We start from the raw sequence: 22082 nt of genomic DNA, 5'->3' as shown, positions 1-22082 counted from the left end.
AACTTACGCGATGATAAAAGCGTTGAACAAGCTTATTGGGTTAGGTATGCCTGAAACTTGTCGTATTGACTAAGAAATACGCGAAACGGGGTGGCTCTATCTCTAAATTTAATTACGCAACAAAGCCAATCACTAATACCTGACTTAAGCTTCAAAAGTGTTTATAGTCGATACTCAAACTTCAACATGCATGATTTAGAGGCAGTAATGATCAGTTGGCCATCTTTGGTAAAACTCGACGGTGACGATGAGCTTATTTACGTCGCATCCGAACACGAATTTCAAACAGAATGCTCAGACATGATCTTGGGTGAAGATGATTACCTCATCGATTCTGAAGGCGACAGCTACTCGCTTCAATCGAGTTCAAACCAACTATCCCTAGCTAAACGAACACTGCAATATTCGGTTGAAGCCGTGACGAAACTGATTCGAAATCACGAGTTCCAGAAAGCAGAAGTCTGCCTGATGAAGATCCACTTCCTGACTATCGAAGAAGCGATTCAGTCTTTGGCTTTTGAGCCACGTTAATATCGCTTATTAATTCGAAACCTAACTTCGAAGCACAGTAGTGAATTAATACAGTACAAACAAAAACAGCGCCCAAATAGGCGCTGTTTTTCGTTTTACTTAGTTAACAGGTTAAGCGATAAAAATCTGTGCCAGTGCGTAGCCTAAACAACATGCACCTACTACACCGATTAAACCCACCGACATGAATGAGTGGTTGAAGTACCACTTACCAATCTTGGTGGTGCCAGAGACATCGAAGTTAACCGTTGCGATGTCTGATGGATAGTTCGGGATGAAGAAGTAGCCGTAAACTGCTGGCATCAAACCGATAAGCAGTGCTGGATCTAATCCTAAGCCAAGGCCAACAGGTAACATCATACGAGCCGTCGCAGCTTGAGAGTTCACCACAACCGATACAATGAATAGCGCTAGTGCAAACGTCCATGGGTAATTCGTTACCATTTCCACGATGCCAGATTTGAACTGAGGCATTGCGTATTGGAAGTAAGTATCCGACATCCAAGCGATACCGAAGATAGCAATCGCTGCCACCATACCCGATTTGAATACCACGCCGTTTGGTACATCACGTGGGTCAGTTTTGGTTGCCAGCAAGATGATACCGCCGAAACAGAGCATCATCATTTGGATGATCACCGACATCTTGATTGGCTTGTCGCCGTCTACGATGGTTCTGATCTCTGGCACCATCGCCACGATAACAATCACGACAATTGAAAGTAGGAAAATCAACACGGCATTACGAGCCGAAGTTGGAAGCTCTTCATCCAAAGACGTCGCCGTCGTGTTCTCGATGCGTTTTTTCCACTCAGGATCTTTTAGACGTGCTTGATAATCAGGATCGTCGTTCAGTTCTTTACCGCGTTTCAAGCTATATAGAGAAAGTAAAAGTGTGCCGAACAGCGTTGCAGGAACCGTCACCATCAAAATGGAAAGCAGAGTAATAGAGTGTTGGACATCGGAAAGTTGCGCGAGGTAATACACCACTGCAGCCGAGATTGGAGAAGCCGTAATCGCTAGCTGAGACGCCACTGATGCCGCAGCCATTGGACGCTCAGGACGAATACCATTCTTCAACGCAACATCGCCGATGATTGGCATGATTGAGTAAACCGCGTGGCCAGTACCCAATAGGAAAGTCATCGAGTAAGTCACGAACGGTGCTATCAAGGTGACGCGTTTCGGGTTCTTTCTCAGTACCCTTTCCGCAACTTGAAGCATGTATTTCAAGCCACCAGCCGCTTCGAGGATCGAAGCACAGGTAACAACAGCGAGGATGATCAGCATTACGGTGACAGGTGGAGACGTTGGTGGCATCTTGAAGACAAACACCTCGATAACCAAACCAATACCAGAAACAACACCTAAGCCAATACCGCCATACCGAGACCCGATATAAAGCACGACTAATAAAAATAGAAACTCAAAATACAACATAAGCAACCTTGCTAAAAATATGGACTAATTATATTTTGTCCTTTAGTTCAGCCTTTTACTTATTACTTGGTCACACTATCATTGCAGGCTCACGCAAATTGTTTTTTATAAGATTATGGTCACGCTAACACGTCTGTAAGTTTATGAATTGTAATAGGAAGCTAGGCACTCAACCTAGATTTGTTATGTATGATAGCCATTATTGTGTCTGTTAGAACCGCATGGCCTATCAAACATCAGACTCATAACTGAACGATATTATTCCAACGCAAGTTAATCAGGTTTCTCCTCATCTAGAAGCATATTACCGAGACAATTCGGCATATTCTTACTGAACACTGACTCGCCTATCCTTAGACACTATGTCAAAATACTCGCCCTCACGATGACAACACATAAAGAACCACGGATATGAATTTTCAAGCTGCTATTTTTGATATGGATGGACTGCTGCTCGACACCGAGCGACTTTGTATGCAGGTTTTTGAAGAGGCATGTCACGCGCAAGGTGTTCCGTTTTTGCAGGATGTCTACCTAGGCATCATTGGCTGTAACGCAAAAACCATCGAACAGATCTTTAGAAATGGCTACGGTGAAGGGTTAGATTACCCAGCGCTGAACAACGAATGGCGTACTCGCTACAGTGCAATTGTTAAGCACCAAGCGATCCCAGTAAAAGATGGCGTTATCGAACTTCTTGAGTGGCTCAAATCGAACGATATTCCAATCGCGGTGGCAACCTCGACTCAGCTTGATATCGCGAAGAAGAAGCTTGAACTGGCTGGCCTAGATTCTTATTTCACCTCGTTAAGCACTGGCTGTGAAGTGACTCATGGTAAGCCTCACCCAGAGATCTACCTGCTAGCGGCTGAACGCCTAGGTGTTGCCCCTGAAACCTGCCTAGCGTTTGAAGATTCGAACAATGGTATTCGCGCATCAATGGCAGCGAATATGATTAGCTTCCAGATCCCAGATTTGGTTGAGCCTTGCGAAGAAGTCAAAGCACTTGGGCACACGATCAGCCCTTCCCTGCACCATGTGTTAGCGCAGCTTCAACAAGCTGCCGCTTAGGCTGTCACTTCTGTTGATAATGCTTTTATCTGTCTCGTCCTAAAATACGTAGACAAGCCTCTCTATTAAGCCGACTCACAGAGTCGGTTTTTTTGTTGATATTTCTTTTATAAAAGATAAAAACTCGCGCTTGAAACTGTTACAGTCGATATGAAACGACACTGATCGATAAGCAACATTGATAACGTCTAAAAATGGAGAAAGGGACGCGTGATAGAAAAATTTGAAAGCCAACTGCTTGATTTTGTACAGCAAGAAATGACACAAGACGCAGCGCACGACATCAGCCACATCAAGCGCGTAGTCAAAACCGCCAAGGCTTTGTGTACTCAAGAGAAAGCAAAGCTTGAGGTCGTTCTACCCGCTGCTTACCTTCATGATTGTTTCACCTTTCCTAAGAACCATCCAGACAGAGCCAAAAGCTCACAAATGGCAGCAGACAAGGCTATCTCTTTCCTCAAATCTATCGAATATCCTGCCTCCTACCTTGATGAGATCCATCATGCCATTATCACGCACAGTTACAGCGCCAATATCACACCTGAAACCTTAGAAGCACAGATCGTCCAAGATGCGGATCGCCTTGATTCTCTCGGCGCGATTGGCATTGCACGCTGTCTATATGTGGGTCAAAGCTTTAACGCTGAACTCTATAACCACGAAGATCCATTCGCTGAACATCGTGACTTGGATGACAAGCATTACAGCGTCGACCATTTCTACGTGAAGCTGTTCAAGCTCGCTGAAACCATGAATACAGAATCCGCCAAATTGGAAGCCAACAAGCGCACCGACTACATGCGTGGCTTTCTTGAACAATTGGGCGCCGAAGTTTAACGGCTTAAAAAAAGAGACACGCGATAAGGAAGAGAGAAGGATATGGAAATAAACCGCTTTAAAGCATCCGACGCTGAAGAGATCGTCACTTGGTTTACATCCCTAGAAGACTACGTGCTGTGGGGTGGGCGAACATTTGGTTGGCCGTTAAAAGCAACCTCGATCATCGAACGATCACAAGAGCCACATGTCGAGCTGTATACCTTCTCTGAAACTCATTCATTACCTGAACCGAGCTTAGACACCAAAAGTAATGACTTGCTTGGCTTTATGGAATTTCAACGCATGTCAGACAACGAACTTCGTTTCTGCCGAGTCGCTATTCACCCAAACCAACGAGGCAAAGGGCTTGGGCAATCCATGATAGAAAGTGCATTAGAAGCTGCGAAAAAAATACCGGATGTCACCACCATCACCTTGGCCGTATTCAAGCAAAACTACGGCGCAAAGCGCTGCTACGACAAAGCGGGCTTTCAGGTGGTCGACAAAGAACCAAGCGTCAAAGAATTCAATGGCAAAACCTGGCCCTTGTATCAAATGGAATTAAAGCTCTGCTAGCCTGTTCTAATTGTCAGACTGATTTTGATTAATAAGATTGTTTTAATTAACAGACTTACTTTAGTTAACAGAATTGTTTTAATTGCCAGATTTGACCCCATATCATTAAGCATTGGCTAGACCACTCAAGATACACAGATGTAATATGGAACCTTCAATGACCCAAGAAAAATTCGACACCATTTATCAACGTGCGGCTCACCGTAAAGGTGGAGCAGCAGAACTCGAAAAGATTGTCCGTGCGCCTCTTTCACAAGCTGAACTATCACAGATCACAGACGACCGTTGGTTGGCAGCCTTTACTGAAAAGGTATTCCAATGTGGTATTTCGTGGAATGTGGTGAGGAAGAAGTGGCCACAATTTGAAGAAGTGTTCTTTGAATTCAATATCGAAAAAATGCTGATGCTGCCGAATGAAATGTGGGAGCAGAAAGCACAAGACCCGCGTATTATTCGCCACCTCACCAAGGTAATGACCATCCCTGCCAATGCCACCATGATTCACAACGCCAAGCGTGAAGCCGATTCATTCTCACAAATGGTTGCCGACTGGCCATCAGAGCGCATCACAGAGCTTTGGGATTACCTGAAAAAACACGGCAAGCGACTAGGTGGTAATACTGGTGCCTACACCTTGCGCCAAATGGGCAAAGACACCTTTATCTTGTCTTCGGATGTTGAAGCTCACCTGCGCAGTACAGATGTTGTCGATAGCGGCCGTAACACCAAGCGAGCACAACTGGCAGCGGGTAAAGCCTTCAACGAATGGCAACAACAATCAGGTCGTAGCCTGAGCGAAATAAGCCAGATCGTGGCGTACGGCTGCGGTGATAATCGCGTCTAGCCGCACTCCAAATGATTTAAAGCTCAAGATTGCACACACTTCACCGCAAACTAAATGTTATAAGTCATTAACAAATAAGCGTACATCGCACTTTCACTCGGTGGCATTGTATAGATAAGTGTATACAATGTAGGGTAGCACTCATGAATTATTCTCGATTAACCCTATCCGACTAAACAAGGGCCCTTATCTCTATGACAGTTCTCAAAAACTCTGTCTCCAAAGGTGTAAAAACTAAAGTCACAGGCCAGACTCAAGACGATGTTGTTTACTGCCATATCTTCGACGCGATACTAGAACAAAGGCTGCCACCAGCCACCAAATTAAGCGAAGAAGCCCTAGCAGAAATCTTTAGCGTTAGCCGCACCATTATCCGTCGTGCCTTACTGCGTCTCTCTTTAGAACAAGTTGTGGTGATCCGTCCAAACCGAGGTGCCATGATCGCAGCCCCAACGGTTGATGAAGCCAAGCAGATATTTAAAGCACGTGAAGTAATGGAAATTGCTATCACTGAGCTAGCGGTGAAAAACGCAACCAAAGCGCAAATAGAAGAATGCAGAAAATTAGTCGCGAAAGAGAACTGTGCTTTCGACCAAGGTGATTACGGCTCTGGCCTACGTTTGTCTGGCGAGTTTCACATCAAGCTGGCTGAAATGGCTGAGAACGCACCACTGCTGGCTTTCCAACGCAGCTTGGTATCGCAAACTTCACTGCTGATCGCTCAATACGAAACGGGCAACCACTCGAACTGTTCTCTAGACGAACACTCAGGCTTACTGGATGCGATAGAGTCAGGCAACGAACAACAAGCCGTAGAGTTGATGCAAGAACATCTAAGCCATATTCGTTCGAAGCTCAACCTAGACAGCAGCACCGCATCGAGCGACCTGCATGTTGTGTTCTCAGATCTGCTTAAGAGCAAGTCATAGAAGATTCAACATGTGATTAATAACCATCATTCAACAACGTTTTGTTAACAGCTTTTTGTTAACAGCTTTTGTTAACAAAATTGGAGAGAAGTAAGCCTTAGTGTTTACTTCTCTTTTTTGTGCCCTCTCCCCTAAAAATAAAGACGACGATCGGCTCACATCCATCTAAAACACTGCCTATTCTAGCCTCAACAACGCTCTTAGCCTCTACAGAATCACTTCCAACAGTGCCATAAACCTTGTCTTTATCTTGTATACATACTTATCAATTCATTCACGCCATAAAACTGTTCACCTTTAATTCAAACCCTTATAAAACAAGCAACTAAAGTTAAAATAAAATTGTACACAATCTCCACAAAAGACTATTTGTTGCATTTTTGTAAATAAATAGTTGACCACAGGGTCAGGATGGATAATTATTGACCTAGAAGTCAAAAAGAATACACATGGAAATATGTCGATTTACAAGGAGGTCTCTTGATTACTTTTTTGCTCAATCAGGAAATAAGACGTGAAGATAATCTGTCGTCAAATATGACAGTGCTCAACTACCTTCGTACCAAGGTTAATAAAACCGGTACCAAAGAAGGTTGTGGGTCGGGTGACTGTGGTGCATGTACGGTAGTTCTCGGTGAAGTGGTTGATGGACAGCTGCAATACCGCTCGGTGAACTCTTGCCTGACGTTCGTTTCAGCGCTGCATGGAAAGCAACTGATCACAGTAGAAGATCTACAAAACCGAGATCGTTCTTTGCACCCAGTGCAGAAAGCAGTGGTGGATTTTCACGGTTCCCAATGTGGTTACTGCACGCCGGGCTTCATCATGTCGATGTTTGCGTTAGGCAAGAACAAACCCGATGCGAGCAAAGAAGACGTCATGGAATCACTGGCGGGTAACCTGTGTCGCTGTACTGGCTACCGACCAATTGTTGATGCAGCGATGTCACTTTCAACAGGCCAGCCTTTAATCGACCAATTTGCTGAGCTTGAACGCAACACCATCAAGAAGCTAGAAAGTATTCAAGACACCGAGGCCAACTTACGTCTTGGTCACCTCACAGCTTTTTCCCCGAAAAGCACTGATGAGCTGGCAAAGCTTTTTCAAGCCCACCCGAACGCTAAGCTGGTTGCTGGCGGTACGGATTTAGCACTGGAAGTGACGCAATTCCATCGTGAGATTGAAACACTGATCAGCGTGAACCTTGTTGAAGACATGAAGGTATGCGAAGAGACCGACACCGATTTAATCATTGGTGCCAACCTGCCTATCAGTGATTCTTACGCACTACTGAAAAAGCACTATCCAGATTTTGGTGAGCTACTGCACCGCTTTGCTTCACTGCAAGTGCGTAACCAAGGCACCATTGGCGGTAATGTGGCGAATGCTTCACCTATCGGTGATACCCCTCCTCTGCTGATTGCTTTGGACGCGAAAATCAAACTTCGCTGCGGAGACGAGTCACGCACGATGCCGATTGAAGATTACTTCATCAGCTACAAAGTGACAGCGCAGAAAGAGAGTGAGTTTATTGAACAGATCATCATTCCTAAGCCAACCAACGACAGCTTCCGAGCTTACAAAGTGTCGAAACGTTTAGACGACGACATCTCTGCGGTGTGTGGCGCGTTTGATATTCAAATCGAAGATGGCAAGGTTTCTTACGCTCGTATCGCTTTCGGCGGTATGGCAGCAACGCCTAAGCGTGCAACTCGTTGTGAAAATACGTTATTAGGCAAACCGTGGACAGACGCTAATATTAAGTTAGCGATGCAGGAACTGTATAACGACTTTGAGCCGCTCTCTGATTTCCGTGCAAGCCAAAAATACCGTTCATTGTCGGCGGCCAACATGCTGCGTCGCTACTTCATTGAACGACAGAATAAAAACAACCAAATCGAAACAAGGGTAACGTCTTATGTCTAAATCAAATTCCTCTGGTCACAAGAGCAATGCGATGACCCACGAAGAGATGGTTACCATTGCAAAACAGGACCTAAAAACTGGCGTAGGTAAAAGCGTTAAACACGACAGTGCAGCCAAGCAAGTCACGGGCGAAGCGGTATACATTGACGACCGTCTTGAGTTCCCCAATCAGCTGCACGTATACGCACGCCTGAGCACGCAAGCACACGCCAACATCACCAAAATAGACCTATCTCCGTGTTACGAATTCGAAGGCGTGGCAATTGCCATTCAAGCGAAAGACGTACCGGGCGAACTGGATATCGGTGCGATTCTTCCGGGTGACCCACTGCTTGCCGATGGCAAAGTAGAATATTACGGCCAACCTGTAATTGCCGTGGCAGCTAACGATTTAGAGACGGCACGCAAAGCCGCACATGCAGCCATTATTGAATACGAAGAGCTACCCGCCATTCTTGATGTGAAAGAAGCGCTAGAGAAAGAGCACTTCGTAACAGAAAGCCACACTCAACAACGTGGTGACTCAAAAGCCGCACTGGCAAAAGCGAAACACGTGATCTCTGGTGACCTAGAGATCGGCGGCCAAGAGCACTTCTACCTAGAAACTCAAATCAGTAGCGTGATGCCAACCGAAGACGGAGGCATGATCGTGTACACCTCGACTCAAAACCCGACCGAGGTTCAAAAACTGGTCGCGGAAGTGATTGGCGTACCGATGCACAAAGTCGTGATTGATATGCGTCGTATGGGTGGTGGTTTTGGTGGTAAAGAGACTCAAGCGGCCTCTCCAGCGTGTATGGCTGCGGTTATTGCCCACCTTACAGGTCGACCTACCAAAATGCGTCTGCTGCGTAACGAAGACATGCAGCAAACCGGTAAACGCCACCCGTTCTACAATCAATACACGGTCGGTTTTGACGACAATGGTGTGATTCAAGGTGCCGATATTACCGTTGCAGGTAACTGTGGTTACTCTCCAGACTTATCAAGCTCTATCGTCGATCGTGCGATGTTCCACTCAGACAACGCCTATTATCTAGGTGATGCAACTGTGGTTGGTCATCGATGCAAAACCAATACCGCATCGAACACCGCTTACCGTGGCTTTGGTGGCCCGCAAGGCATGATGACCATTGAGCACATCATGGACGAGATTGCGCGTTACCTGAAAAAAGATCCTTTGGAAGTACGTAAGGCGAACTACTACGGCGAAGAAGGCCGTAACGTGACCCATTACTACCAAACCGTTGAAGACAACTTTTTACCTGAGATAACCGAACAGCTTGAACACAGCAGTGACTATCACGCACGTCGTAAAGACATTGCCGAGTTCAACAAGCAAAGCCCTATCTTGAAAAAAGGCCTTGCTATCACGCCCGTGAAATTCGGCATCTCGTTTACTGCGACTTTCTTGAACCAAGCAGGTGCGCTCATCCATATCTACACCGATGGCAGTATTCATTTGAATCACGGTGGTACGGAAATGGGGCAAGGCTTGAACATCAAAGTGGCACAAATCGTTGCACAGGAGTTCCAAGTCGATGTCGAACGTATCCAGATCACCGCTACAAACACAGACAAAGTTCCGAACACATCACCAACCGCAGCCTCATCGGGCACCGACCTCAACGGTAAGGCCGCGCAAAACGCCGCAATGACCATTAAGCAGCGCCTGATTGACTTCGCTTCTTCGCACTTCAAAGTGTGGCCTGAAGAGGTGGTATTTAAGAACGGCATGGTGCAGATCCGCGACGAGATCATGACCTTCAACTCGTTTGTTGAACTGGCTTGGTTTAACCAAATTTCGCTATCGAGCACCGGCTTCTACCGCACTCCGAAGATCTATTACGATCACGAGAAAGCGCGCGGTCGTCCGTTCTACTACTACGCGTATGGTGCCTCTTGTTCAGAGGTTATCGTCGATACCTTAACCGGCGAGAACAAGATTCTGCGTGTCGATATTCTGCATGATGTGGGCGCTTCATTGAACCCTGCGATTGATATCGGCCAAGTCGAAGGTGGCTTTGTGCAAGGTGTTGGTTGGTTAACGACGGAAGAGTTGGTGTGGAACCAGCAAGGCCGCTTGATGACCAATGGCCCTGCAAGTTACAAGATCCCTGCGATTGCTGATATGCCAATTGATTTCAGAACGCACCTTTTAGAAAACCGTAACAACCCAGAAGACACCGTCTTCAACTCGAAAGCCGTGGGTGAACCGCCTTTCATGTTGGGAATGTCGGTGTGGAGCGCACTGAAAGACGCCATTAGCTATGTCGCCGTCGATGGCGCGATTCCTAAGCTCAACACACCTGCAACGCCAGAGCGTATTCTGATGGCGATTCAGGAAGTGACTGAAACGACTCCGACCTCGGTCGATGCTCAATCAGAAACGGCTTAGGGCTCATGTGGATCGTTTAGATCGCAATAAATAGCTTAGGGCGCCTATACATAGCTTAGGAAGCATAAAAGGGATTTAGGAGGACGTATGTTTAAGGATAATTGGATTCACGAACTGGCAAAACTGGAAGAGAACTACGAACCGTGTGTGATGGTGACGGTTCTTGAAGACAGAGGTTCCGTTCCACGCGACGCGGGCACCAAAATGCTTGTCACTCGTGACCGAATCATCGCTACGATTGGTGGTGGTCACCTTGAACATGTGGCCACTAAAATGGCTCGAGAGATGCTGATTGCCAGTGAAAAATCGCTCAAAGTGGAACGCTTCAACCTAGGTGCTCGTTTAGGCCAATGTTGTGGCGGAATGGCAACGTTAAGCTTTGAACCGATTGGCACTCAGCAGAACCACCTTGTGCTGTTTGGCGCAGGCCACGTTGCCAAAGCGCTGCTGCACATTGTCGCAACCCTACCCTTCCGTGTGACCTGGATTGATGAGCGTGAAGAAGTATTTCCTGAAACGCTACCACACGGTGTGAAAAAGCTTGTCTCAGACGATCCAGTCGGTGAAGTGAAACACATGCCACCGAACAGCTACTACCTAGTGATGACGCACAACCACCAGCTCGATTTCGATTTAACCAAAGCGATTATCGACCGTGAAGACAGCCGTTACTTCGGCATGATTGGATCGCTCACTAAGCGCAAGAAGTTCGACTTCCGCTTAGAGCAACGCGGCTATAGCCAAGAACAAATTGAAACCATGCTTTGCCCGATTGGTATAAGTGCGGTGAATGGCAAACACCCTGCCGAAATTGCGGTGTCGGTTGCTGGTGAACTGATCGCACACTATCAAGGCCAAGCACTTGAACAAAAGCGCCCAACCAAACAATATCGAAATCAGGATTTGACCGATCAACACAGTCAACCAAGCGACGTAGGCGAACCACCATTGGAAGAGAAGATCGCCTAATAAAAGTCGCAAAGCTTCAGTGGCCATAACGTCGCTGAAGTCATTAAAAGGAAGTAAACATGACAACGCAACGCAAAGCTTATCGCGCCAGCATTTTACACAGCGTCGCCGACCCAAAAGATGTCGGTATCGATGAGTCTTACGACTATTTTGAAGACGGTGTTTTAGTGGTTGAGAGCGGCCATGTCGTCGACCTAGGGCATGCCGACGAGGTATTAGCTCGCCAACCTAAAACACTCGAAGTAAAAGAATACAAAGACAAGCTGATCACCTCTGGCTTTATTGATACGCACATCCACTACCCTCAAACAGGGATGATCGCGTCTTACGGTGAGCAACTTCTTGATTGGTTAGAGAACTACACCTTCCCAGAAGAAAAGCGCTTCAAAAATCCAGTTTACGCACACAAAGTGGCGAAGCTATTTCTAGACGAATTGGCAAGCAACGGCACCACCACGGCACTGGTATTTGGCACGGTACACAAAGAGTCCGTCAACGTATTCTTTGAAGAAGCTGAGAAGCGTAATCTACGAATGATCGCGGGTAAGGTCTTGATGGATCGCAATGCGCCTGATTACCTCACCGACACACCAGAATCTGGCTATGCTGATTCCAAGGAACTGATTGAGAAATGGCACAACCGCAGCCGACTACTTTATGCTGTGACGCCTCGTTTTGCGCCAACCAGCACACCAGAGCAACTTGCCACTGTCGGTAAACTGCTAGAAGAATATCCAGACGTGTACATGCACACTCACCTTTCTGAAAACGAGAAAGAGATCGAGTGGGTGAAATCGCTGTTCCCAGAGCGCGACAGTTACCTAGATGTCTATGACCATTACGGACTACTTCACAAACGTTCGGTATTTGCTCATGGTATTCACCTTTCTGATTGTGAATGTAAACGCCTTGCCGATACTGAATCTGCCATCGCCTTCTGCCCAACTTCTAACCTTTTCTTAGGCTCGGGTTTGTTCCGATTACCAGAGATGGAAGATCACGGTATTCGTGTCGGCGTGGGTACTGATGTAGGCGCAGGAACCAGCTTCTCAATTCTTCAAACCATGAGTGAAGCGTATAAGATCATGCAGTTACAGCATAAGAAGCTGCACCCGGCTAAATCGCTGTTCTTGGCAACACTAGGCGGTGCACGTTCACTGCATCTAGAAGACAAGATTGGTAACTTGGAAGTCGGTAAAGAAGCGGATTTCGTAGTGTTGGATCTACACGCTACACAGCTGATGCGCTTTAGAATGGAACAAACCACCAAGCTTGAAGAGAAGCTGTTTGTATTGATGAGCTTGGGTGACGACAGAACCGTTAGCGAGACTTACATCTACGGCGAAAAGGCCTACGATGTGAACTTCAAAGATTACAAGAAGCTCGTTAGCTAGATTTAAAACCGAGTAACAATCGCTAGACAGCGACAGCCGTCGTTAATTAAAAATCCGTCCAGATTTATCTAGCCTTTAAAGACCAGTTGCTGATGCCACTGGTCTTTTTTGTGCTTCATTCAAAGAAATATAAATTAACCGCTCACAGACAACGATCTTCGGTGACGCCAAGTCATTATATTGATAGGTTAATGTTTATACATCTCGACTTCATACTTCACTTTAGCGTCTCTCTAAAACATTCGTTTCTCAGCTAAATGGAAGCACTCAATCTAGAAAGGAATTCTATGTTCGAACAGGTCGTCAGCATTCTGTTTCCCGTTTTTGCTTTAGCCAGTGCTGGCTTTGCGGTGGGTCGTTGGCTCAAGCCCGATTTCAAACCGATCAATCGCATCAACATGGATGTCTGTATTCCTGCGCTAGTGTTTGCCTCGCTGACCACCATGCCTCTCGACACCGAACAACTGCCGCTGATTTCCGCCTCTTTGGTGGCGGTGTTGGTTCCTGCTTTATTGATGATACCAATCTGTAAGATCTTTAAGCTCAACTTCAAAGCTTGGGCTCCTCCACACATGTTTCGCAACAGTGGCAACCTCGCGATTCCTCTGTTCACGTATACCTTTGGCGAGAGCGCATTAGCCCCTGCTGTACTGCTGTTTGTGGTGTCGGCTTGCGTGCACATTAGTGTTGGCTTAGCGCTATTGAGCGACGGTAATCCGATCAAGCAGATCCTTAAGATGCCGATATTCTTAGCCGCCACATTAGCGATGACGCTCAACCTGTCTGGCATTGCAGTATGGAATCCAATCTACGAAGCCACGTCGCTACTCGGCCAAGCAGCCGTACCTATCATGCTATTGTCGTTGGGCTCGCAAATGGTCAACTTGAGACTGAGCGGATTAAAAGTCGGCTTGTTGTGCACAGCTCAATCGCTGTTTACCGGAGCCATAGCCTTTACCATCATCTACTTCTTTATCCCGCTGCCAACACTGCACCTACAAATGATGGTGCTGTTCACCATGCTGCCACCCGCCGTGATGAACTACCTGTTTGCAGAACGCTTCAATGTCGAGCCACCCAAGGTCGCGTCTATGGTGTTATTTGGCAACTTCCTGAGTGTGGTGACTTTACCTATCTTGCTGTCGTTCGCGCTGTCTATGTCCTCTTAAAGAACCACTAACCTTCAGGTTTACGACCTTTAAAATTCAGCCAATCAATAAAAAGGGAGCGCAACTTAGCAGAGTTGACGCTCCCTTTTCAGACTATATTTTCTATTTACCTCAAGCTGTGTTTCTCTCCGCAAGCACCTCTTTAAATGCGAACATGCCATTTAATGCCGAAGGGAATCCCGAATACACCGACATCTGCAGTATCACTTCTTTAATCTCTTCTTTACTGCATCCGACATTGAGTGCCGCATTCAAATGCACCTTAAGCTGAGGGGCACAATTACCGAGTACGGTCAGGGCAGCCACGGTCGCGATCTCTCGTGATTTCAAATCCAAACCGGGGCGCGAATAAATGTCACCAAAGGGATACTCGATAGTATACTTGGCAAGATCAGGGCAAATGTCTTGGAGGCTGTCGATAACCTGTTGCCCTGCTTCTCCGTCGATGTGATTCAGTCTTTCTAAGCCAGTTTCAAAACGTGATTGATTCATGAGTCTGTTCCTGTATTTATAGTTCACAGGAACACCTTACAAGTTAGAGTCGACTCTAAGTCAACGGACTTTTCCATCTCGATACAAACTGATTTTTTCTTCCAATGCTGCCATGTGCTTTTGTTGTTCTTCGATATGGGACCGCAAATTCTGTTGATGTTGTTCGAGCAACACTTGGCGCTGCGAAGTCGATTCTGGCCCTAACTCCCTTAGCTTTGCGTATTCTAGAATCTCATCCAGTGGCATTGCGGTGTCTTTTAAGCGCTTCACGAACTCAATCCAGGTAACGTCCTTCGATGTATAGACTCGATGACCGCTACTGTTCCGCTGAACATTTTTCAACAAGCCGATTTTTTCATAGTAGCGAAGCGTATGGGCTGACAAACCCATCAACCGAGAAAACTCACTCACATTCATTACTTCACCTTTTCTATCTGGGTATAGGAACTCAAACTATGCGCACTTATCTAATTTGAGCTCTGCGGTGACTTTCGTCAAACGCAACGCGATCGCGAAACACACTAAGTAAGGACTCACGTACCAAAAGATACTTTCTAGTGGCTGCTTCACCTGCGCTTCTCTGGTTTTTATGTATTGGTTTTTCTGCATCTCATACTGACTCAGCATACCATCCACCCACACGGCATCGCTTTCAACCAGCGACACGCTCGGCGCAGGAACCGTAAAATCCGATGCGTTGGGTAACAAGGTGAAATCGACATCTTTGAACGTGATCGCCGTATTCAAATACCACAAACATGCTTCGTGGTGCTGAGCGTGATTATCTAAAGATGGCTGACCGGTGCAGGTATCACTTCTTAATTTATCCAAAGAAAACTGCTGAACCGATTCTAAAATCGCCACCGCTCTGGTTTGTTCGGTTTCAACCCAGTCACCCGCTACTTTCGCACGAATCTCAGACACTGCACCCAGCATCCCGATACCCGCCAAGAACGGCCATAAATAATCCATAAGCTTCCATTTTCGTCGGCTCAAGTTGAACCCACACCAAATCGGAAGATGAAAAAGGAGCGTTAGCCCAAGCGATAGCAAAACGAAATTCAAGGAGCTAGAGAGCATGAGTTCGCTATCAAAGAAGTTCTTCATAATGAGAGACTTGCCTGTATAACAAAGAGAAATTTGATACTAGGTTCGATACTTGAAAAGAGTGTAAGGGGAAAGTAAAAACAGCACCAACAATTGGCGTTGGCGCTGCTTATTTAAGCAACTAACGGCTTTTCCATCGGGATGCAATCGAGGCTAATACCTCTAGGAGAGTGATAAGTGGAAAGTTCATCACCAATAAAGCCACACGCACGATAAAACGCAGCGGCATTCAGAGTCGATTCTAACTTCATTAACGGCAAATTGTGTTGAATCGCGAGTTCCTCTAAGAACTGCAACATCTGCTTCGCTGCGCCTTTTCCGGAAAAATCTGGGTCAACAAAAATAGCATCAACCATACCGGTTTCGATGTTGATCTTACCGCTGCCAATCACTCGGCCATCAACTTCTGAAACGTGAAAGGTTTGGACTACATCGCTTATGAATCCATCAGACATTCCACCATGCGTCCATATTGACAGCTGTTCTTCTGAGTAATAAGCCGAGCACTTCTCGACAATGGCACGGCTTCGAATATCGAAAATATCCTGAGCATCAGACTCAGCCGCTTTTCTAATTGTAATCATAAGCCTACCTCTGGTGACTAAAAGATACTACTGCTAGTAAATCGAATAACTACTCGGTGACTAACGCTGGAGATTGCTTCCCCTTAGCTGACATAAGATAAAAACCAACGGCACCAACAACTGAAATTAATATCACACTAAACCAAGTGAAAGTGTACCCATAATCATCGATAAAGTAGCCAATCACGATAAAACTAGGCATAACGAAAACCGTTCGCAAGGTAATGAGCACGCCTTGAATGCGTCCACGATGACTCGAAGGGGAGTTGTTTGCTAAATATATGCCCTCTTTTGTCAAAAGAAGAACCTCGCCCGCAGATAGAAATAGCCAAGCAAAAAAATGAACAGGAATGTTGGGAAACAACATGACGAGCATATAACCAAAGGCAAACATAAAGCCTGCATAAGCAAGGCTTACGGTTTCAGCCTTACCTGACGTGAACTTCATTAAGATTGGCGTAATCAGCACCACTACAACACAAGCGTAAGTCATGAGTTGCCCGAAAATAATTGGGCCTTGCTCTCCAAACACATGGCTCAAATACAATGGACTCGCCATAGTCATTTGATTTAGCGAATACCACAGCAATCCACATAGAAAAGTGAACAACAAAAGCCGTGGCCTTGATTTTAAAACTGACCAAACCGAACCAGAAACGGGCTGTTCCAGTTCACTCTCGCTGGTCGATTCCGTTCCAGGTTGCAACTTCACAAATGCAGCCACAATAAAAACACAAAAAAGAGCCGCAAAACCGTTGCCGAAAAATATCCAGTCAGTGTGATTCCAGAACAAGTACCCAGCCATAACAGGACCAAGAGCTGAACCAAAGTTATAGGCTAGATAACTCAGTGACATGACTGCATCACGATTCTGAGGGGTAGAAAGGTCCGCAACTAAAGCATTACTCGCGGGCAACGCTAAACCGCCAAAGAAATAGGCACAAAACAAGAACACAGGTACAACTACCGGAGCATCGGCGAAGAAACCACAAGTAATCAATAATACAGCGCACATAAACTCGCCAAACACCATGATCCGTTTATGCCCCAACCTATCGGCTAATCTCCCACCTAAAAAGCTCCCTAAGAGGTAAGAGCCCGTCACACCCATGGCAAGGGAACCTGCGACTGTTGCGGAATAACCCAACTTATCGGTTAACAGTAAGACTAAAAATGGAACGATAAAGTTACCCATTCCCAGAATCATTCTAGCCAGTGCTAAATAATAGATATTATTCGGTAAATACCTATAAATAGAAATGGCTGAGAAAAGCTTATGAATCATGAAGTTCCTAAAGTATGTAAGTGCTTGATTATGAATTTCTATTCGATAGTACTGAAATCGAGATTTCTAGGAACAGCAACACTAACAACCTGAGTTCCTGCAATTAAGTCATGCAAACAGCGTCTGTTTTTACGGAAAACAAACAGGTAATTAAGAATCGATATATATTGACCAATAACAGGAATATAAACAAAGATGTTCATAGGTAAAATTCGTTTGAGCATTATGTTGAATAGCCCTAGTTGCTTGCCATCCATATCAACAATCGCAATTTCCATTACATTTTTACCGATCGTTTGTCCCTTCTTTTGCAGTAAGTAGCCATTACACAAGAGGAATATCACCCAGCCATAAACAAACATCATGATTTGTTCATGTAACTCTATGACTCCATTAGAAACGGCTCGATCGAACAAATCGGTATATAGGACCACTGGAATCATAGCAGCTGCATAAATGAGGCCGTCGATAACAAACGCCCAAAACCGAGACCATCGAGACGCGAGTACAATTGCAGGGGTGTTTTCTATTACTTCAGACATGTCCTTTCCTAAGGTGGTATTGATTATTGGCGTAGAGCAATCGATTTTTGATAGCGCCAAGTTGATGTACTAATAGACAAATCTTGAAATTAATCCGAAAGAAAACACTTTGCTTTCAATGGATAAGTCACGCTTTATAAAATCACGAGAAACATAACACAAACCAATACTTCCACTAATACCCCATGCAATATATGTGAGCTTAGTTGCGTAAATTTAAGCGATTAAACCGTGGTAAGATGGTTTGAAGGAGATTTAAGAAGGTCAATCTTCAGAGGTAAGGTTTTTTGACTTAACACTTTGTATTAATAAAACTTTTGTTAATTGGACAATTAGAGGTGAGGGACACTGTTGCTATTTCAGATCCAGCACATGCTCGATAAAGTCAGACTTCTTTTCACGGTACTCTTCTTGCGGCCAACCTTCGCAAGACATTTTGAGGGTGTTGTATTGCTGAACTAATGCCGGATTCGCACGTAGCTTGTCACGAAACCTTAGAAAGCATTCGAACTCAGAACCACTGGCGACCACTTGCAAGGCCACATCATCCCTCAATGTAGACTCCAACATACACAGTTCCGGCGTTCTTAAGGTATCGAGTTTCTCTGTAAAGCCGAGTGTTGTGAGTCTCTCTATAACATCCTCAAATACGCCAAGCTCAACACCTACGAAGATATCTAGATCGCCCTTAGACACGGCAGATGGAATAGAAGATGCGCCTACGTGCTCAACTCTCGCGTTAGGGATTAGCTTTTTGATGTCACGTTCGTATCGGATAAACAGCTCGTTGCAAGCCGCTTGGTATTGTTCCTCGGGGTAAAATTTCATATCTCCTCACTCCGAATCAAAAACTATTGAACACACCAATTGCTAACAGAAGCAACACGATGCTAATAGCTCCGAGATAAGAGATTCTGGTTCGCTCTTTTTCAGTTGGAATCAATGGGGGGAAGCGCCCTAGTGTGAATACTTTACAGACTATCCAGCCAGCTCCGTAACCAATGAACTCAATCAATATCGACTGAAACATATACCTAAAGAATGAGCTCAATGCCCTAAAATACGCGACTATCAAGTCTTCCATTTTTTGTCCTAACTAAAGTCAATTTGGACTAAAAATGCCATGGGTAGAGATTCATATCAAGAACCTTATACAGGACTGCGCACGCAATGAATCAGTTTAAACGTAAGTACTTACTATCGACATGCAATGATTCACAGAGCTTCCTTGCTAAACGATATAGCTAAAAGACTGTAAGCCACCTATGCGAGATACCAAGCTTAAGTAAGTTCTCTTCAGCTGTTTTTATCTCGCTAGCTACCCATAATCGTATTTAATAACGCTTCAAAATCTACGCTTGATACGCCCTCAATAACTTCATTAAGCCAAGTTGTGACAGTCGCAATATTGGCTATTGAAGATAATTTCCTGGAAATAGAAGACTTCTCTATTTCTTGTGTACGTAGTTCTTTATCTGGAATGCTAGCGAATTGATTTAGTTCATTCGCAAACCCTAGCCTTTCTTGAGGTTTTGATTCAGACAACGCTTGAAGAAATTTTTCATCGGTTGAGCCAGCAACAATCCCCATGCCATTGTTAAGGAAAGTAGTTGTATCCATTTCAACTTCTACACCTTCTCCTAAAAGCATACCGATACCATTTTCTTCAAAATGGCAATCGCTCATCTTAATCGTTGTTTTCGGGTGTTGAGTTGAAGTTGGTTTCTTTCTAAATGGAATAACGTTACTCATTAATGGTTTCCTATATGCCTAGGTCAAGTTTAGGTGGATGCACACTTGATATTTCAATACAGCTTTAACTTTAATAAGAATAATCAAGTAAAATTGTTAGCATAGGTAACATTAAGATTTGATTACACCAAAATACTTAATAAAACCCAATTCTTCGAACTCTAAACCACATATGCACCTAGAGTCACCAACTGAATGATAAATCTGCATTCCCTTTGTCCCAAAAACAAAAAGCCCCGGTTATAGGAACCGGGGAAACAGGGTGGGATGAGTTTGGCGCGTGCCCGAAACCAAACTCTCCCCAAGCCTCACCTAAGACTCATGCTCTTAGGTAAAGGATTCACATCATTATTGAAGCGTAGCGCCTTGCTCTACCCAAGTGCCGATGAGTGCGCGCTCTGCGTCGGTCATTTGAGTCATGTTGCCGAGCGGCATCACCTTGGTTGTTACGGTTTGAGCAACAATCCTTGGTACATTAGCTTTAATCTCTTCTGGGGTATCAAACATCACACCACCTGGCGCAGCAGCAAAAGCGGCGTGGCTCGGGGTTGATGAGTGACACACAGAACAGCGCTCTTGAATGACTTTGTTGATGGTTTCAAAGCTGACGCCTGCGCTAGCAGTTTGCATTGCGTGGTCTGCAGGTGCTGCCTGAGAACTAGTCGTAGTTGAAGCAGTACCGTTTTCAGCAAGCTCTTTTGTCGCTGATTCAGTCGCGCTTACTTGCACTTCTTGAACCACTGGCGCTTGCACAACCGGAGTCATCTGCTTTTTCGCGTAAGGTGAAGTCACAAACGCAAGCGTGATCATACCCAATGCCGCTACTGGCACTGTCCATGCAAACTTCTGACTACCATGACGGGTGTTGAAGTAGTGACGCACCAAGATACTGAAGATCGCTAGGCCAGCAAGGATCAGCCAGTTGTATTCCGAGCCATAAGTGCTTGGGAAGTGGTTACTGATCATGATGAACAGCACTGGCAGTGTCATGTAGTTATTGTGACGAGAACGCAGTAGACCTTTCGCTGGCAGTGCCGGATCCGGTTCGCGCTTCTCTTCAATCGCTTTCACCAGGTTGCGCTGTGCAGGCATGATAACGCGGAATACGTTACCCACCATGATGGTACCAATAATTGCACCAACATGAATGTAAGCACCACGGCCACTGAACACTTGGGTTAGGCCATATGTCGCAGCAACAAGCAGCACAAACAGCACAACGCCAAGCAACACGGGGGTCTTGCCTAATGGTGAGTCACACAGTAGATCGTAGATAAACCAACCGGCAACGAATGAACCAATACCAATCGCGATTGCCGTTGTTGAATCAAGGCCTGAGCCCGGTGCAATCAGGTAAATCTCAGCGTTTAGGTAGTAAACCACACCCAGTAGACACACACCGGTGATCCACGTGAAGTAAGCTTCCCATTTGAACCAGTGCAGGTGCTCTGGCATCTCTGGTGGCGCAAGTTTGTACTTCTCTAGGTGATAAATACCACCGCCGTGAATTGCCCATAAGTCGCCTGAAAGGCCCGTTTTAGGGTTAACTCGGTTAAGGTTATTCTCTAACCAAACAAAGTAAAATGATGCGCCTATCCACGCAACACCAACAATCATGTGAGCCCAGCGTATTGCTAAGTTCAACCACTCTGTAATATGCGGATCCATAATAAACTCCTGTATCACAACGCTTTAGCTAAGCGTTGCTCTTCCTTATTGTCGTCCGTTGGCAGATCGTCCAAATGCAATGCCACTCGGTCGCTGTCGAAATAAACTTCGTCACAGTTATGCCCTTCGCCGCCTCTATCGACGATCAAGAACTGATCTTGATCGGTGAGGGCGAGAACTGGGTGATGCCACACCCCTTTGTGATAGTTCACTCCTTGACGACCGTTGCTCAAGAAAGCTCGGCTATTGGCTAATGTTGGATCGTCGCCTTTTGGCGCAACAACAATTAAATAGGGTTGACCAAGTAATGGAATAAATGCCTGAGAACCAAGTGGATGACGCTCTAACATTTTGATGGTCAGTGGGTAGCTCAACGGTGTGGCTTGGAAGATGCTGATGATGGCTTCTCCGTCTTGGTCTTGCACATCCGTTGTCGCTAGCTTGTGGTAGCGACGTGTTGATCCACTGTTGATCATGAAGAAATCACTATTATCGGACTCGATAACATCGCCAAACTCTGCAAAAGCCTGCTTGGTTAACGGTTCGATGGATAAACGACGTATTCCATTACTCATACTCATTTCCT

23 protein-coding genes are annotated in these 22082 nt (G+C 45.5%); 11 read left to right on the top strand and 12 right to left on the bottom strand.

Annotated features, from left to right (window positions below; translation table 11 throughout):
* The first annotated feature begins 207 nt into the window (after positions 1 to 207).
* Entirely contained in the window at positions 208 to 531 is a 324-nt protein-coding gene (locus AACW75_RS09945; protein ID WP_054546215.1) for a DUF4144 domain-containing protein, read from the top strand.
* A 111-nt stretch (positions 532 to 642) separates the two neighbouring features.
* Here the strand turns inward: AACW75_RS09945 and AACW75_RS09940 are convergent, their stop codons facing one another.
* Entirely contained in the window at positions 643 to 1971 is a 1329-nt protein-coding gene (locus tag AACW75_RS09940) for an anaerobic C4-dicarboxylate transporter (RefSeq protein ID WP_145571505.1), read from the bottom strand.
* Positions 1972 to 2382: 411 nt separating this feature from the next.
* Between AACW75_RS09940 and AACW75_RS09935 the strand changes: the two genes are divergently transcribed.
* The 10 genes from AACW75_RS09935 to AACW75_RS09890 all read left to right on the top strand — a co-directional run bounded on the left by AACW75_RS09935 (position 2383) and on the right by AACW75_RS09890 (position 14066).
* The gene (locus AACW75_RS09935; protein WP_016785522.1) at positions 2383 to 3042 is read left to right on the top strand and encodes an HAD family hydrolase; all 660 of its coding nucleotides are present in this window, start codon (positions 2383 to 2385) and stop codon (positions 3040 to 3042) included.
* A 210-nt stretch (positions 3043 to 3252) separates the two neighbouring features.
* Positions 3253 to 3879 carry an HD domain-containing protein gene (locus AACW75_RS09930; RefSeq protein WP_145571503.1) on the top strand — a complete coding sequence of 209 codons (627 nt, stop codon included), beginning with the start codon at positions 3253 to 3255 and terminating at the stop codon, positions 3877 to 3879.
* A gap of 42 nt (positions 3880 to 3921) precedes the next feature.
* Positions 3922 to 4437 carry a GNAT family N-acetyltransferase gene (locus AACW75_RS09925; protein ID WP_145571501.1) on the top strand — a complete coding sequence of 172 codons (516 nt, stop codon included), beginning with the start codon at positions 3922 to 3924 and terminating at the stop codon, positions 4435 to 4437.
* Between the two features lie 157 nt (positions 4438 to 4594).
* Positions 4595 to 5281 (top strand): DNA-3-methyladenine glycosylase I, encoded by a 687-nt coding sequence (locus AACW75_RS09920; RefSeq protein WP_145571499.1) that lies wholly within the window; start codon positions 4595 to 4597, stop codon positions 5279 to 5281.
* A gap of 194 nt (positions 5282 to 5475) precedes the next feature.
* Positions 5476 to 6210, top strand: a complete 735-nt coding sequence (locus AACW75_RS09915; protein ID WP_017075215.1) for a GntR family transcriptional regulator — start codon at positions 5476 to 5478, stop codon at positions 6208 to 6210.
* 480 nt (positions 6211 to 6690) lie between these two features.
* Positions 6691 to 8136, top strand: a complete 1446-nt coding sequence (gene xdhA / locus AACW75_RS09910) for a xanthine dehydrogenase small subunit (protein ID WP_145571497.1) — start codon at positions 6691 to 6693, stop codon at positions 8134 to 8136.
* Entirely contained in the window at positions 8129 to 10534 is a 2406-nt protein-coding gene (gene xdhB / locus AACW75_RS09905) for a xanthine dehydrogenase molybdopterin binding subunit (protein WP_145571495.1), read from the top strand. The genes xdhA and xdhB overlap by 8 nt, the downstream gene beginning before the upstream one ends.
* 87 nt (positions 10535 to 10621) lie before the next feature.
* A complete protein-coding gene (gene xdhC / locus AACW75_RS09900) occupies positions 10622 to 11503 on the top strand; it encodes a xanthine dehydrogenase accessory protein XdhC (RefSeq protein WP_004732871.1) in 882 nt (293 codons plus the stop codon).
* 59 nt (positions 11504 to 11562) lie between these two features.
* Positions 11563 to 12897, top strand: coding sequence for a guanine deaminase (guaD, locus tag AACW75_RS09895; RefSeq protein ID WP_065605939.1), 1335 nt, complete (start codon positions 11563 to 11565; stop codon positions 12895 to 12897).
* Positions 12898 to 13184: 287 nt separating this feature from the next.
* A complete protein-coding gene (locus tag AACW75_RS09890) occupies positions 13185 to 14066 on the top strand; it encodes an AEC family transporter (RefSeq protein ID WP_145571493.1) in 882 nt (293 codons plus the stop codon).
* Between the two features lie 111 nt (positions 14067 to 14177).
* Here the strand turns inward: AACW75_RS09890 and AACW75_RS09885 are convergent, their stop codons facing one another.
* From AACW75_RS09885 to AACW75_RS09835, 11 genes are all read right to left on the bottom strand, one after another.
* Positions 14178 to 14558, bottom strand: coding sequence for a carboxymuconolactone decarboxylase family protein (locus AACW75_RS09885; RefSeq protein WP_145571491.1), 381 nt, complete (start codon positions 14556 to 14558; stop codon positions 14178 to 14180).
* Between the two features lie 60 nt (positions 14559 to 14618).
* A complete protein-coding gene (locus tag AACW75_RS09880; RefSeq protein ID WP_145571489.1) occupies positions 14619 to 14975 on the bottom strand; it encodes a MerR family transcriptional regulator in 357 nt (118 codons plus the stop codon).
* Between the two features lie 36 nt (positions 14976 to 15011).
* On the bottom strand, positions 15012 to 15530 hold the full coding sequence (locus AACW75_RS09875; RefSeq protein WP_029222168.1) for a hypothetical protein: 519 nt from the start codon (positions 15528 to 15530) through the stop codon (positions 15012 to 15014).
* 248 nt (positions 15531 to 15778) lie between these two features.
* On the bottom strand, positions 15779 to 16249 hold the full coding sequence (locus AACW75_RS09870) for a GNAT family N-acetyltransferase (RefSeq protein WP_145571487.1): 471 nt from the start codon (positions 16247 to 16249) through the stop codon (positions 15779 to 15781).
* Between the two features lie 49 nt (positions 16250 to 16298).
* The gene (locus AACW75_RS09865; protein ID WP_081089942.1) at positions 16299 to 17534 is read right to left on the bottom strand and encodes an MFS transporter; all 1236 of its coding nucleotides are present in this window, start codon (positions 17532 to 17534) and stop codon (positions 16299 to 16301) included.
* 38 nt (positions 17535 to 17572) lie between these two features.
* Positions 17573 to 18076, bottom strand: coding sequence for an RDD family protein (locus AACW75_RS09860; protein ID WP_145571485.1), 504 nt, complete (start codon positions 18074 to 18076; stop codon positions 17573 to 17575).
* A gap of 354 nt (positions 18077 to 18430) precedes the next feature.
* Complete coding sequence (locus AACW75_RS09855) at positions 18431 to 18904, bottom strand: GrpB family protein (protein ID WP_145571484.1); 474 nt, start codon at positions 18902 to 18904, stop codon at positions 18431 to 18433.
* A 16-nt stretch (positions 18905 to 18920) separates the two neighbouring features.
* Positions 18921 to 19160, bottom strand: a complete 240-nt coding sequence (locus AACW75_RS09850) for a hypothetical protein (RefSeq protein ID WP_145571482.1) — start codon at positions 19158 to 19160, stop codon at positions 18921 to 18923.
* Positions 19161 to 19390: 230 nt separating this feature from the next.
* Positions 19391 to 19828 (bottom strand): hypothetical protein, encoded by a 438-nt coding sequence (locus tag AACW75_RS09845; RefSeq protein ID WP_004732861.1) that lies wholly within the window; start codon positions 19826 to 19828, stop codon positions 19391 to 19393.
* A 348-nt stretch (positions 19829 to 20176) separates the two neighbouring features.
* Positions 20177 to 21496, bottom strand: coding sequence for a urate hydroxylase PuuD (locus AACW75_RS09840; RefSeq protein ID WP_145571480.1), 1320 nt, complete (start codon positions 21494 to 21496; stop codon positions 20177 to 20179).
* Between the two features lie 14 nt (positions 21497 to 21510).
* Entirely contained in the window at positions 21511 to 22071 is a 561-nt protein-coding gene (locus AACW75_RS09835; RefSeq protein WP_004732859.1) for an ureidoglycolate lyase, read from the bottom strand.
* Positions 22072 to 22082: the final 11 nt, after the last annotated feature.

Origin of the sequence: Vibrio sp. L3-7 (assembly GCF_963898195.1) — a bacterium.
In the GTDB taxonomy this organism is placed as follows: domain Bacteria; phylum Pseudomonadota; class Gammaproteobacteria; order Enterobacterales; family Vibrionaceae; genus Vibrio; species Vibrio echinoideorum.
This window is presented reverse-complemented; position numbering and strand designations above follow the sequence as displayed.